This window comes from Bradyrhizobium sp. HKCCYLS3077, from assembly GCF_051167555.1.
Lineage (GTDB): Bacteria > Pseudomonadota > Alphaproteobacteria > Rhizobiales > Xanthobacteraceae > Bradyrhizobium.
Genome location: NZ_JBNPTH010000009.1, coordinates 138,589 through 152,229, shown reverse-complemented (window position 1 = coordinate 152,229; position 13,641 = coordinate 138,589). Strand labels below are relative to the sequence as shown.

At 64.7% G+C, this 13,641-nt stretch carries 9 protein-coding genes; 3 read left to right on the top strand and 6 right to left on the bottom strand.

From position 1 onward, the window contains the following. The first annotated feature begins 3 nt into the window (after positions 1-3). On the top strand, positions 4-210 hold the full coding sequence (locus ACQR0Z_RS30865; RefSeq protein ID WP_434857441.1) for a DUF1656 domain-containing protein: 207 nt from the start codon (positions 4-6) through the stop codon (positions 208-210). Next, positions 207-1,148 carry an efflux RND transporter periplasmic adaptor subunit gene (locus ACQR0Z_RS30860; RefSeq protein ID WP_434921143.1) on the top strand — a complete coding sequence of 314 codons (942 nt, stop codon included), beginning with the start codon at positions 207-209 and terminating at the stop codon, positions 1,146-1,148. The genes ACQR0Z_RS30865 and ACQR0Z_RS30860 overlap by 4 nt, the downstream gene beginning before the upstream one ends. A gap of 28 nt (positions 1,149-1,176) precedes the next feature. On the opposite strand, the gene ACQR0Z_RS30855 is transcribed toward ACQR0Z_RS30860, so the two are convergent. Next, entirely contained in the window at positions 1,177-2,082 is a 906-nt protein-coding gene (locus tag ACQR0Z_RS30855; protein WP_434921142.1) for a helix-turn-helix domain-containing protein, read from the bottom strand. Between the two features lie 233 nt (positions 2,083-2,315). Between ACQR0Z_RS30855 and ACQR0Z_RS30850 the strand changes: the two genes are divergently transcribed. After that, a complete protein-coding gene (locus ACQR0Z_RS30850; RefSeq protein WP_434921141.1) occupies positions 2,316-7,430 on the top strand; it encodes a trifunctional serine/threonine-protein kinase/ATP-binding protein/sensor histidine kinase in 5,115 nt (1,704 codons plus the stop codon). Between the two features lie 44 nt (positions 7,431-7,474). Here the strand turns inward: ACQR0Z_RS30850 and ACQR0Z_RS30845 are convergent, their stop codons facing one another. The 5 genes from ACQR0Z_RS30845 to ACQR0Z_RS30825 form a co-directional block, all read right to left on the bottom strand. Next, positions 7,475-8,215 carry a DUF1275 family protein gene (locus ACQR0Z_RS30845; protein WP_434857437.1) on the bottom strand — a complete coding sequence of 247 codons (741 nt, stop codon included), beginning with the start codon at positions 8,213-8,215 and terminating at the stop codon, positions 7,475-7,477. A 22-nt stretch (positions 8,216-8,237) separates the two neighbouring features. Then, positions 8,238-10,469: a molybdopterin cofactor-binding domain-containing protein gene (locus tag ACQR0Z_RS30840; protein WP_434921237.1), complete on the bottom strand. Its 2,232-nt coding sequence runs from the start codon at positions 10,467-10,469 to the stop codon at positions 8,238-8,240. Beyond that, positions 10,466-10,951, bottom strand: a complete 486-nt coding sequence (locus ACQR0Z_RS30835) for a (2Fe-2S)-binding protein (RefSeq protein ID WP_434921140.1) — start codon at positions 10,949-10,951, stop codon at positions 10,466-10,468. Before ACQR0Z_RS30835 ends, ACQR0Z_RS30840 begins: the two co-directional genes overlap by 4 nt. Positions 10,952-10,962: 11 nt before the next feature. Continuing rightward, entirely contained in the window at positions 10,963-12,090 is a 1,128-nt protein-coding gene (locus ACQR0Z_RS30830) for a c-type cytochrome (RefSeq protein ID WP_434921139.1), read from the bottom strand. Positions 12,091-12,371: 281 nt separating this feature from the next. After that, a complete protein-coding gene (locus ACQR0Z_RS30825) occupies positions 12,372-13,598 on the bottom strand; it encodes an MFS transporter (protein WP_434921138.1) in 1,227 nt (408 codons plus the stop codon). Positions 13,599-13,641: the final 43 nt, after the last annotated feature.

The window sequence follows — 13,641 nt, the reverse complement described above, 5'->3', positions numbered from 1 at the left end:
GAGATGTATCGGGAGATCAATCTGTTCGGCGTCTACTTCGCGCCGTTTGTTGGGATGCTGCTGCTCGCCTGGGTGGCGACCCTGCCGCTCAGCTTTCTCGGAGCGCGGCTGCGAATGAATCGGCTGGTCTGGCATCCCGGCCTCTTCAACCTATCCATCTACGTGATCGTCCTCTCCGCCATCGTGGTCGTCTCAGGAGCGTTGCAATGACCGCCGTTGATGCTCAGCAGAAGCGTCGGACGCTGCCGAAGCAGCTCCTGTCGGTTCTGGTCACGCTCAGCACGGTTGCTGTTGCCGCCTATGCGGCGTGGATGATGTGGCAGGCCTACATGGCGGCGCCATGGACGCGCGACGGCACGGTCCGGGCATACGTCATCGCGGTGACCCCGCAGGTCTCGGGCCGGATCGCGGAGCTCGACGTTAAGGCGGCGCAGTCCGTGCGCAAGGGTGATGTCTTGATGAAGATCGATCCGGCCGACTTTGAAATTGCGCTGGCGAGCGCGGAAGCAACCGTGGCCAGCGCGAAGGCCGATCTCGACAACAAGCAGGCCGAGGCCGAGCGGCGCGCCCGCCTGACCTCGCTGGCTGTCTCGAAGGAGGAGCAGCAGATCTATACGGCGGCGGCCGACATGGCGGCTGCGACCTACCGTCAGGCCCTCAGCAACCGGGACAAGGCGCGCCTGGCGCTCAGTCGCACCGTGATCGTCTCGCCTGTCGATGGATACGTCACCAACCTGGTTATTCAGCCGGGTGATTACGCGACGAGCGGCCAGCGCGCGCTGTCGGTCGTCGACAAGGACAGCTTCTGGGTTGATGCCTATCTCGAGGAGACGCTGCTGCGCAGAGTTCGGGTCGGCGATAAAGCGCGCGTCGCCCTGATGGCCTATCCCGAACCGCTGGCGGGATCCGTCGTCGGCATCGAGCGGGGGATCGCCGTCCCCAACGCCGAGTCCGATCCATCCGGCCTCGCGACCGTCAATCCTGTGTTTACCTGGGTACGTCTGGCTCAGCGGGTCCCGGTTCGGATCGCGCTCGACAATGTCCCTCCATCGGTTGTGCTGGCCGCTGGCCTGACCGCGACGGTTTCGATCGATCCGAGCAGCGCTCCCGCAGGAGCAGATCTAGTTGTCCCGTCTGCGTCGAAATAGAATGACATCGTCAGCTTAGAGCTGACGCTCAGATGCGGGCGCGATGACGAAACTCCCCCGGCGCGACGCCGACGTGACGACGAAAGGCTCGTGAAAAAGTTGCCTGCGACGAGAAGCGGCAGACATGCGCGATCGTCGCCAGAGGCAGGTCGCTGCGCTTCAGCAGATCGAGTGCATGATCGAGTCTGCGTTCACTGATGAAGCGGTACGGCGGTGTTCCGGTTGCTTCTCGGAACGCCCGGGCAAAATGGTGCTTGCTCAGGCAGGCCACGTCCGACAGCTTGGAGAGCGAGATATCTTGGTCGATGTTGGCCTGAATGTAGTCCAGGACCCGCGTCAGTCTGACGTCGTCGAGCTTGCCGTGTCCGCTGCCGTGATCGAGGTCCAATCGAGGGCCGTCGCTGGAATAGCTCGTGATGAGATGGGCGACCAGAGATTGTGTGAGACATTCGACGAGCAGCTTTCCACCACTGCTTTCCTCTTGAGCCTCGCGATAGATCCGCAGGCAGATCTGCCGCACCAGTTCGTCGTTGACATCGGCAAGATAGGCGACACTCGCCGGCGTTAGCGATCTCGAGCTCAGTTCTGACAAACTCTCGAACTGGGACTTTGCCAGAAAAATGTGCAGCACCTCCGGAAGATGCTCAGTGATCCTGATCGAATCCTCGGTGACGCCGATGGGGCAGAACCACAATGTCCCGGATCGCGCGGCCGTCTTCTGAAAGCTGCCACCGGCGCGACGCTCCACCCGTCCCGACGCAGAGCCTGCAATCGCCAGGGTGATTTCCATCTCATCAGGGATCGGAGCCGGTATGTCGCACGCAGGATGACTGCGAACCTGGAGGCCAACCCCTTGCCAACCGCGCCCTTCGGACGACAGCAGAAGGTCTGCAGCAGGGAATTTCCGGTCTCCGAACGCCTCAAGTCCCGGCATCTGGTCTAGCTCCACATCGTCGATCCGCGTTCGCAATGCCCTGCAATGTGGGCCGGGCCGGTCGCCGGATCAAGGATATCAATTCTGGCAAAAACTTCGCTGGTTCATGCAAAGACCCGGCCAGGTGGCTGATATAGGCCTGAACATCAGGTCAACGTCAGCGGTGAGATCCAAGCTTGGCAACGTGCAAGACGACATGTCAGGCCAAAACGCCCGCCGAGGACGTATCCGGCTTGGCCAGTCTCTACGAGGCTATCGATGGCCGTTGGTGGTCCGACCTTGCCCTGACGTTTGCCGGTCAGGCCGAGGGAATCGAGACCTATTTCGCCGCGGATAAAGCGGGGGAAAGGTGGCGCGTCCGGAGTGCGGCGGCCGGGACGTCGGCAGGCACGCGTTTGGAGCGCGAGGCGGCCATTGCAGCCCGGATTGGTGGCGACGCGGCCGAGCGACCTGCCTATGTCGGCCATCGAGACAAGATCGTCCTGGTCTATCCCGCCGATGTGTATCACACGCTGGCGGACACTCCTCCGGGAGAGGTCCCGTTCGATCGATTTCTTGGGATTGCCGAACGCGCGGCAATCTCGCTGATGCGGGTTCACGCGTCCGACATTGTTCACGGCGCTCTCGAGCCGGCCAAAGTACTGATTGATGAGCAGGGCGGGGTGCGTTTCGCGGATTTCGGACGGGCGCATGTGTCGGGACAGGAGCTTGCATCCGACGTCCCCGAGTTCGCCGGGACCAATTTCCGATACGCGGCACCTGAGCAGACCAGACGCGAACGGCCTGTCATTGACCAGCGCAGCGATCTGTACGCCCTCGGCGCAATCCTCTACGAATTCCTGGTTGGTCGTCCTCCCTTGCTTGCCGGGAGCATCGCCGAGTGGCTCCATGCCCATGTCGCCATCACCGTGCCGGCGCCGAGCCTGGTTCGGGCGGGGATTCCGCCCGTCATCGATCAGGTTCTGCTCAAGCTGTTGGCAAAGGAGCCGAGCCGGCGATATCAATCCGCCGAAGAGCTTCGGGCCGATGTCGCGGGCATCATTGCGTCGAAGACGAGGGCAGGGCGCGACGGCGTCTACCGCAGCCCTGAAGCGACGTTCGCAGTCAGGGAACGGCTCGCTGAGTCTCTCGTCGGCCGCCGCGCGGAAGTCGAGCGCCTCGCGCAGTCGTTCCGCAACGTTCGGCAATCCGGCAGAACCGAGATAGTGTTGTTGTCGGGGGCTCCGGGAACGGGGAAATCGTCTCTCGTCAGCCATCTGCTGAAGAGCTTGGACCGGAATGACGCCATCAGCGCTACGGGAAAAGGAGACCCGCTGCGCAAGGCGATCCCGTACGCGCCCATCGTCCAGGCGTTGCGTTCGGCTTTGGAAAGTCTCCATTCGCATGATCAGCACGTTCGAAATGCCGTGCACAGCCGCCTCGCCGAGGTGCCCGGCTGCAGCCGGTTGTTGGCCGATCTCATTCCGGATGTCGAGCTCGTGCAGGGCGGAAGCCAGCCACTCCCCGAGGTGCCAGCTCATCTCGCGCAGGTTCGAACGACGCGGATCCTGCGCGAAACGTTCGGTGCCATTGCTTCGGCACAGGTGCCGCTCATCCTGTTCTTCGACGATTTGCAGTGGTTCGATGGCGCCAGTCTGGACCTCGCAAAGGCGATGCTCGGTGCGAATTCCGCGCCCATCTTGCTGATCTGCAGTTGCCGCAGCGACGATGGTGTCGACCGTCTGTGGCGAGATTTGTCCGATGAAGCCATGGTTTCGGGTATTCCCTGCACCGACATCCGTTTGTCCTCTCTGGCGCCGGTCGAGACTGCCGAACTGGTCGCTTTTGCCTTGGGCCAGGCTGTTGATCGGATCGGAGAGCTGTCGGCAATCATCCATCGCGAGACCAAGGGCAGCCCGTTCTACATCAGCCAGCTCTTGCACAAATTCACCGACGAGCAGGTCATCGCATTCGACCCGAGACGGCGGGAATGGGGATGGGATCAGGCCCGCCTTCTTCAAGGCTGTACCGTCGTGGAATTCATGGCGCGGCGCCTCTCGGCCTTGCCGGAGCGTGAGCGCCATTTGCTTCGAACGCTCGCCTTTCTGGGCAGGCATGCGTCGATCGGTGTTCTCTCCGCCCTGATGGCGACGTCCCATGACGAGACCCTTCAGCTGGCAGAGAAGCTCATGCAGGCCAATCTGCTGGCTCGCGGCGGGGACCACCTCACCTTCTCGCATGACCGCGTTCGTGAGGCCGCTTACTCGCTCATCGACGACGAGAGTCGGCCGATCGAGCACCTGCGCATTGCTCGCCATTTCCTCGCTCATCGTGACTGCGGCTCCGACCTGACGCTCGACATCGCATCGCAGATCGAACGCGCCGATCGAAGCCGGTTGGAACATGGCGAGCGTCTTGCGTTCGCCCGCGTGCTGCTGGCCGCGGCCCGTCACTCGCGCTCCACGGGAGCAGTGGACCAGGCCTTGCGATTTCTCGACGTCGCTGCCGACCTGCGATCGGATGGCGGCGCGACGGATCCCGAGTTTCCGGCATTCGCCACGGAGTGGCTGCGCTGCGACTGCCTGCTTGCGCTCGCCCGTGTCGAGGACGCCCTGGAGGGACTCGACATCTTGCTGGATGTCGCCGTCACGCCCGTGGAAATCGCCGACACCTATCGTCTGCGGGCGTTGGCCCTGATCATCAGGTCGCAATATAATCAGGCGATCGAGGCCGCATTGCTCGGCCTCTCGGCGATCGGTATTGCCATCGAGCGTCTGCCTGCTCTGGATGATCTGGAGCGGCTCTATCAAGCCTGCTGCGTGCGGCTGCAAGAACTCACCCCCAATGGATTTCTGGCTCTCCCCGACGCCTCCGACGAGGTTGCGCGCACCGCACTTCCCCTGCTGTCGACGCTGATCTCCTCGTCCTTCGTGCCGGGTGACCTGCGCTTTCTTCACGTTCTCAAGATCGTGGAAGTCACCTTGAACCATGGCGTTACGCCGGAATCGGCCTATGGCCTCGCATGGTTCGGCGTCTACGGTGCGCATCACTTCGCGGCTTACGAGCAGGGATTGCTCTGGGCTGAAACGGCCTGCCGGATGGTCGAACGGGAAGGCTACGAAGCGCAGCGAACTGCCGCGCTCCTTGCGCTCGACCAGGTCAGCGTCTGGACCAAGCCGATGCGCTTTGCGCTCGATCGGGCCCGCGACGGCGTCCGTGTGGGGCAGGCTGCGGGCGATCTGGGGATGGCGTGCTACGCGCGCAATCATGTCGCCTCCAATCTCCTCGTGGTCGGTGAACCGCTCCCGGCCGTTCGGGCCGAGATCACGGAGGGACTGAGATACACGAGCGAGATAGGATACAGGGATATCGAGCTCATCCTGGACGCCCAGATGCGCCTCGCCACTGCGCTGCTGACGGGCGAAAATGACCGTCAGCGAGGTCCTGACGACGCCTCCGCCGCGTCAGTCATTACCCAATTCTGGGTGCATCATTACGCCGGCGTCACGGCATTCCTGTTCAATCGAGATGGCGCTGCGCTGCGCCATCTCGAAATGGCGATGGATCTATCCTGGTCCGCGCCGGCTCACATCGATACGGCGCAGTGCTGCTTCTTCTTCGCGCTGGCGTCGTGCCGATCGATCGCGGGCGGCCGGCCGGTCGACGACAAGGTGGCGCGCCTCGATGCGGCCCGCGCGCGCTTTGCTGCCTGGGCGCGATTGAACCCGGATACGTTCGAGAGCAAGTCGCTTCTGCTCGAAGCCGAGGCTGCGCGGCTGAGCGGCGACGGCGCGGCCGCGCAGAAATTGTACGAGCAGGCGGCCCGTGCCGCCGAGAAGACCGGCTTCATCCATGACCAGGCGCTGGCTCATGAACTGGCGGGGCAATATTATCTGGAGGCGGGTCTGTCTGCTCCGGCCCAGGGGTGCCTGATCGCTGCGGAGGCTTGCTACCGACAATGGGGGGCGACCGGCAAGGCCACCCATCTCGCGGTTCGCTTTCCGCAGAGGTCGGAGAGAACCAGCCTGTCGGAGGACGCCGTCAGCCAGCGGGAGCTCGATCTCGCGGCTCTGACGGCGGCGGCGCAGACCCTGGCCGAGGAGGTCGGACTCGAGCAGGTGCTGCGCACCTTGATGCGCAGCATGATCATCCATGCAGGCGCGCAGTTCGGGCTGTTTCTGCTGGTTCAGGACGGCGTGCCGGGCATCGAGGCCTCGGCGTGGGTGGAGAACCAGGGCATCCGGGTCGATCTCTACAGCGCCGTTCCGTCCGACGATGATCTTCCGATCTCGCTGCTGACATCCGTCATGAGGACGAAAAAAGCGGTCACCTTTGCGGACGTGTCCACGGATGCTCCCGAGCTCGACGCTCCCGGGCCGCGCCATCGCGGCGCCCGCTCGCTGGCCTGCATTCCCTTCATCAAGCGGGGTGATCTCGTCGGCGTGCTGTATCTGGAGAACTCTCTCTCCGCCAACGTCTTCACGCCGAGCCGGACCGCCATGCTGGAGGTGCTTGCGGCGCAGGCTGCGATCTCGCTCGATGCGGCAAGGCTGTATCGCAACCTGATCGACGAAAACAGACGGCGGGCCGAGGCGGAGTTTGAATTGCGCGAGGCCCGCGCGGAGCTGGGGCGGACCTCGCAGATGACGGCGCTCGGCAGCTTCGCCGCTTCGATCGTTCACGAGATCAATCAGCCGATCGCCAGCATCATCACGCAGACCGAGGCGGCGCTGCGGTGGCTGAACAGGGACACGCCTGATATCGCGGAGGTGACCCAAGGGCTGATCAGGATCAGGAATTCCGGCCGCCGTACCGCCGACATCGTGAAATCGCTGCGATCGCTGGGCAAGCAGGCGCCGGCCACGTTCTCGCCGATCTCCCTGGAGGAGGTCGTGGAGGAAGTCGTGCGGCTGATCGCAGATGATCTCGACGCCGGTCACGTGAAAATCATGGTCGAGCTCGCCGAGCAGCGGCGCACCATTTCCGCCGACCGCGTTCAGCTTCAGCAGGTCATCTTCAACCTCGTGACGAATGCGATCCACGCGATGGCGGAGACCGAGCAGGCCGTCCGCCGCGTGGTGATCAGGACCGTCGCCGCCGATGATGGCACGGTGCGACTCTCGATCGAGGACAGTGGCTGCGGCATGTCGGACGAGATCAGGAGCAAGATCTTCGATCCGTTCTTCACGACCAAGACGACCGGAATGGGCGTCGGATTGGCGATCTGCCGTTCGATCGTGGAACTGCATCGGGGAACGATCGGCGTTCGATCCACGCTCGGACAGGGAAGCACGTTCGACATCAGCATCCCCGTTGCGGAGGAGCCCGTCGCGTCCCGAACGGGACGCGAAGATGATCGCGTATCGTGACGCCGCCGCGAGTCCTGAACAGCATCGATCTCGCGCGCGGCCGATCATCGACCGACGGCGTCGGCCCAGAGCAGGGGATGAATGGTCAGCACGGCAGCCAGTGCGACGGGCAGGACCCATGCCCACTCCCGCATCAGCGGCATCGCCAGCGCGGCCACCAGACAGCCGGTCAGAAAGCCGCCCAGCAGATGCAGAGCCCGCCTCAGCCGGCCATCGTCCGCGCGCGTCAGGGGATGTCCGTTCGTGAGCGCGTCCATCAGGCCCAGGACGACGTTGGCGAGATTTCCGGTCATGACCGCGGTCGACACCGCCTGAGGCAGCGCCAGCCGGAGCAGCGCATATTGCGAAGCCATGGCGGCGACCGCGAGCAGTACGGCGATCCCCGCAACCGGGCTCTGCGGTGCTGCCGAAAGCCGACCCGTTACGCAGAGCAGCAACACTGCGGCGAGCAGGCCGGTCTGCAGGCCGAGCAGCAATCTCACGAGCGAGACGCCGCGGCGCTTTGAAAGCCGGGCGATGAGCCAGAGGAGTGCCAGGGCGCTCGCGAACATGGGAAGCGCCGCGAGCTGCGCCCAATAGACGGGACCGCCGTCGACGGCCGCCGCGCTCGCGACCACCAAATTGCCGGTGATATGTGCGGTGAAGACGTGGCCGAGCATGAAGAAGCCGGTGAGATCGACCATGCCGGCGATGACGCTCAAGGCCGGCGGCAGCAAGTCTTCGAGGCATCGTCGCGCTGCAATGTCGGAATCGCCAGGTGCGGAAGCTGTGGGCTTGGCGATCACGAAAGATCTCCCGCAACGTCTCTCATGATGCGTTCATGGCCTCTCTGATGCGCGCGGCGGTCAGCGGCAGGTGGTAGAGTCTCCGTCCGATGGCGTCGCGGACCGCATTGGCGAGGGCAGCACCGGTCGGGCCTTGCGCAGCTTCGGCAATGCCGAGAAAGGGCGCGCCAGGCTGATCGATGATGTGGACGTCGATCGTGCCGGGGACGCTGGCGAAACGCATCACGGGGTAGGCCGACCAATCGATCGACGTGACCCGCGTCCGGTCGAAGCTGACCTGCTCGAACAGCGTCCAGCTCGCGGATTGGATGATCCCGCCCTCGATCTGGTTGCGTACGCCGTTGGGATTGACGACCTCGCCGGTGTCGACCGCTGCGATCACGCGCGCGATGCTGATGACGCCCGTCTGGTCGTCGACGGCGATCTCCAACGCAATGGCGCAATAGGCTTCGAGGTTCTTGTATTGAGCAAAGCCGAAGCCGTAGCCGACGCCTCGTTTCAGCGCAGGCCGCGTCGACCAGCCGAACTCGTCGGCGGCTCTTTCGATGACGGCACGGCCGCGCGCGTTGTCGAGATGCAAGAGCCGGAAGGCGACGGGATCGTGGCCGGCGGCGCGCGCGAGATCGTCCATCGTGCTTTCGATCGCGACCACGTTGAGATAGCCACCCAGCGAGCGCATCGACGAACTACGAAGCGGCATCTCCGGGAGGAAATGGCTCACGACCCTTGCATTGGGGAGCTTGTACAGCGGGATCGCGTTTCGATCGCCGCCGCCTTCCGGTTGCGCGAGCGCGACCGGAGGCGCCGGCGGAAACGGGTTCGCGATGTCGCGGGCCGCCAGCAACGTTCCGGCAGGACCCGGCCGCATCATGTGCGATTGGCTCCAGACCTCGTGGTGCCAGTCGCTGATCATCCCATCCTGGCCGACGGCAGCGCGCAGCTTCGTCACCATGCCCGGACCGAATGGCTCCCAGGAATGCTCCTGCTCCCGCATCCACTGGACGCGAATGGCGCGGCCCGGCAGCGCGACGGCGAGCAGGGCGGCGTCAGCCGCCACATCGTCCGCGCCGCTATGGCCGTAGCAACCGGCGCCTTCGGCATGAATGCAGCGCACTTTGTCCGGCGACAGCCGCAGCAGTTCGGCAATCGCCTTGCGAAGCGGAAACACGCCCTGCGTATGCGTCCAGATCGTTAACTTGTCATCTTGCGTTTGGGCGACGGCACAGGACGGACCGATCGATCCATGCGCGAGATAGGGGCGGGTAAATGTCGCTTCGATCGCGTGCCCGGCTTCGCCATGTTGCCCCTGGTCGAGGATGACGGTGTCTTCCGACGGCAGGGCTATCAACGTGGTGGCAAGTCTTTCTTGATCCGGCAACGTCGCTGTTTCCCGCCACGTCGCGTGAGTGGCCAGCACGCGCATGGCCTGGACCGCCGTCCATTCCTGCTCGGCCACGACGGCGAGAAAATTGCTGTCGCGGACCACCTTCACCATTCCAGCCATCTGCTGGAGCGCCGAATTGTCGACGCGCTCCAGAATGGCCCCCGGACTTGGTGGCCTGATCACCCGCCCGTGCAACATGCCGGGCAAGCGCATGTCCTGGACATAGGCCGCTCCGCCCGTGACCTTGGCGGGGATATCGACGCGATGCACCGGACGTCCCATGACCTTGAAGTCCGCGGTTGCGGTGAGCTTCGAGCTTGGCGCGGCGCTGACTTCGAGGAGATGATCGCTGACGAGGTTGCCATAGGACAGGCGAGCTCCGTTGCTGCCGACCACCGCGCCATTCTCGGCGTGGAGCATGGCCCGATCGACATCGAGGCGCCGGGCCGCTTCGCCGATGAGTATCTCGCGAACTTGCGCCGCCGCGTTGCGGATGGCTGTGCCCGAATCCTGAACCGAATGGCTGGCTGCCGTATAACCCTCGTCCGCGGTCAGGCCGGTATCGGCCGTGACCAGCTTGAGTGCGCTCGGCTCGACCTTGAACTCCTCCGCAGCGATCTGCAGCAGCGCCGTCTTCAGCCCTTGTCCGAGTTCGGCCTTGCCGGTCAGGATCGTGATATCGCCGGTTGCATCGATACGGATCCAGGCATCGAGCCGCGGTGTGCCGGCCAGGCTGCCGGGCAAGGATGGTTTTGGCGGAGCAGCGGACGTTGCCGTTTGGCTCCAGGCCCGTCTGGAGGCAATGCTGAAGGACAGAACCAGCGCGCCGGCGCCGGCCAAGACATCGCGGCGTGTGACGATCGTGCTCATGGCGCGACGTCCGCCGTCGTCGAGGTCGCAACCGCCTTGGCGGCACGCTGGATGGCTCGCAGGATCCGCATGTGCGTTCCGCAGCGGCACAGATTGGGTTGGAGCTCTTCGCGGATCAACGCGTCGGACACCACGGGCACTTTGTCGAGAAGCGCCTTGGCCCGCATCATCATGCCGGGGATGCAATAACCGCACTGCGCCGCCTGCTCGTCGATGAAGGCCTTCTGGAGCGGGCCGGGATGCTCGACGGTCCCGAGACCTTCGAGCGTCGTGACCTCGCGGTCGGCCGCCAGCATCACCGGCGTGATGCAGGAGAAGATCGCATCGCCGTCGAGGATCACGGTGCAGGCGCCGCATTGACCGAGGCCACAGCCATATTTGGCGGCATTCAGGCCGAGCTCATCGCGCAGCACGTAGAGCAGCGGCGTATCCGGCGAGGATCTGATGTCGCGCGGCGTACCATTCAGCGTGATTGTGAGCATGGCGATACCCCTCATCGATCCGAGTTGAGTCTTTGGGCCCTGGCTTTCCGCTGTTCGGCAATAGCCGTTCGAACGGTGTCGTCGACGTCGGCCCAGGGCGCGGCGGTGGTGAAGCTGCTGCGGAGATAGCGCGCGAGGTCGGAGATCTGCCCCGCGCTCATCGCGCTCGAGAAGCTCGGCATGATCGGACCGGCCGTGCCGTTCGAGGCAGGAATTCCGCTCAGGATGATGTTGATCAGATTGTCCGGGCTGTCGTCCGTGATCGCGGTCGACAGTGAAAGCCGGATCGCACCCAAGGGGAGGGGGCGGTCGCTGGCGTGACAGGACGCGCACGCAGTCGCGTAGATGCCGGCTCCATCTGCCGTGCCGGCCACGGGCGTGGGCGCCTGGGAGCCCGCGGATTGCGGGACAATTCCTGGGCCCTGCTCAGGCAATGGTTGAGCCGGTTGGGCGTTTGCTTCAGCGGCTTCAGGCTTCGACAGCGAGGCCATGTAACGGGCCATGGCAATGATGTCCTGCTGAGAAACTTGAGCGAGGTTCGCGACCACGGGGGCCATAGGTCCGCGGGCGACGCCGTGAAGCGGGTGAAAACCACGCGACAGATATTGCGCAAGCGCTGCTTCATTCCACGGCGTTGGCGCTTGAGAGGCTGCGCCGAGGGCGTAGGCCCGCCAGCCCTCGGCTTCGCCGCCCGCAAACGCACGCGACGTCTTCTCGGCTCCCATCACGTTTCGTGGCGTGTGGCAGCCGCCGCAATGGCCGAGCCCTTCAACGAGATACTTCCCGCGATTCCAAAGCTGGTCACGCGATGGGGCGGGCTCGAAGCGGCCGCGATCGAGAAACAGCAGCTTCCATCCCGCGAGGACGAGGCGGACATTGATTGGAAACGGCAAGGCGTTGGGCGGAGGCGTCGACGTCACGGGCTCGCGCGACATGAAGAAGGCATAGAGCGCCCGAACGTCGTCATCGGAGATCAACGTGAAATGATCGTAGGGGAATGCCGGGTAAAGGTGCCGTCCTTCGCGATCGACGCCCTCACGGAGAGCTCGCGCGAACGCGGCCTCCGACCACTGCCCGATACCTGTCTCCGGATCGGGGGTGATGTTCGTCGAGTAGATCGTTCCGAACGGCGTGGGCATCGCGAGGCTGCCGGCAAAAGTGCGGCCGCCGGGCGCGGTATGGCAGGTCTGACAATCGCCGAGCAGGGCGAGCTCGGCGCCCCTTCTGACAAGTGCCTGGTCGAACGTGGCCGGAGCCGGCGGCGTGATCGGTGCAAGAGCCGGCTGCCACGCATAGAACAGAGCGGCTCCAGCTCCGACGATGCCGATCGCCGCTGCTGCGATGACAACACGCGCCCTTCTCATGCGACGTCGCCTTCCTTGATCGAGCTCGGGGAGTGCCGGTCAGCTGAAGTCATCCGTCAGACCTCGCTGCGCCCTTTGATCGGAGCGCCGCTCGTCCCGGCCTTCCGGCGAAGGAAATTCCTGGCCTGCGCCGCTGTCGCCAATCCGGCGAGCACCAGTCCGAGCATCGCGACGGCGGGCCAACCGCCGGATTGCCAGGCAGCCGTCACAGCCGCGGAGCCGAATGCGCCGCCCAGGAACATGCAGCCCATCAGCGCGGTGTTCAGCCGGCCGCGCGCCTCGGGCCTCAAGGCGAAGACGATATGCTGGTTGCCGACCAAGGCCGTCTGCATCGCCAGATCGAGCAGGATGACGCCGACGACCAGGCCCGTCAGCGACGACCAGAGGCCGAACACCGCCCAGGAGACCAGCGTCAGGATCGCGCCGCCGAGAACGGCGAAGGACGGACCTCGCTGATCAGCAAAGCGCCCGGCCAGCGGAGCAGCGAGGATGCCAATGGCGCCGACGATCCCGAACAGGCCAGCGACATCGGCCCCGAGCCCGAACGGAGGGGCCTGCAGCCGGAAGGCAAGCACGGTCCAGAACGCAGTGAAGGCGGCAAAGATCAAGCCTTGCGTCACGGCGGCAAGCCGCAGCTCCGGAAACTCGCGCCACAGATGACCGATCGAGTTGAGGAGCTGCAGATATCCGAGCTTCGAAGCGGCGGGGCTGTGCGGAAGCGTCAACGCCATGAGGCCTCCCGCGCCGAGCGCCAGGGGGACGCCGAGCCAGAACATCTCGCGCCAGCCGGCATGCGTCGCGACCAGGCCGGCAAGGGTGCGGCTCAGCAGGATGCCGGTCAGGATGCCGGCGAGAATGGTGCCGACCGTGCTGCCGCGGCGCTCCGGGGCCGCCAGATGCGCTGCCAGGGGAACGATCTGCTGCGCGACGGTCGAGAACAGGCCGACGGCAAGCGAAGCGAGCACGACGAGCAAGGCGTTCGGCGCGATCGCGGCGAGGACCAGCGAGGCGGCCAGGAAGGCGAATTGCATGATGATCAGCCGGCGGCGCTCGACGATGTCTCCGAGCGGGACCAGCAGGAACAGTCCGGCGGCGTAGCCGAGCTGCGTCGCTGTCGGGATCAGCCCGGCAAGACGGCCGGGCAACTCGGCTTCGATCAACGCCAGCATCGGCTGATTGTAGTAGATGTTGGCGACGGCGATGCCGGCGGCGCTCGCCATGGCAAACATCAAGCCTGTGGACATGCCCGGGGAGAACGACGTCTTGGCCGATGCCTGGCTCATTGCGATTGACCTTCCAGCGCGATAGCTATGGGCCATCAAGTAT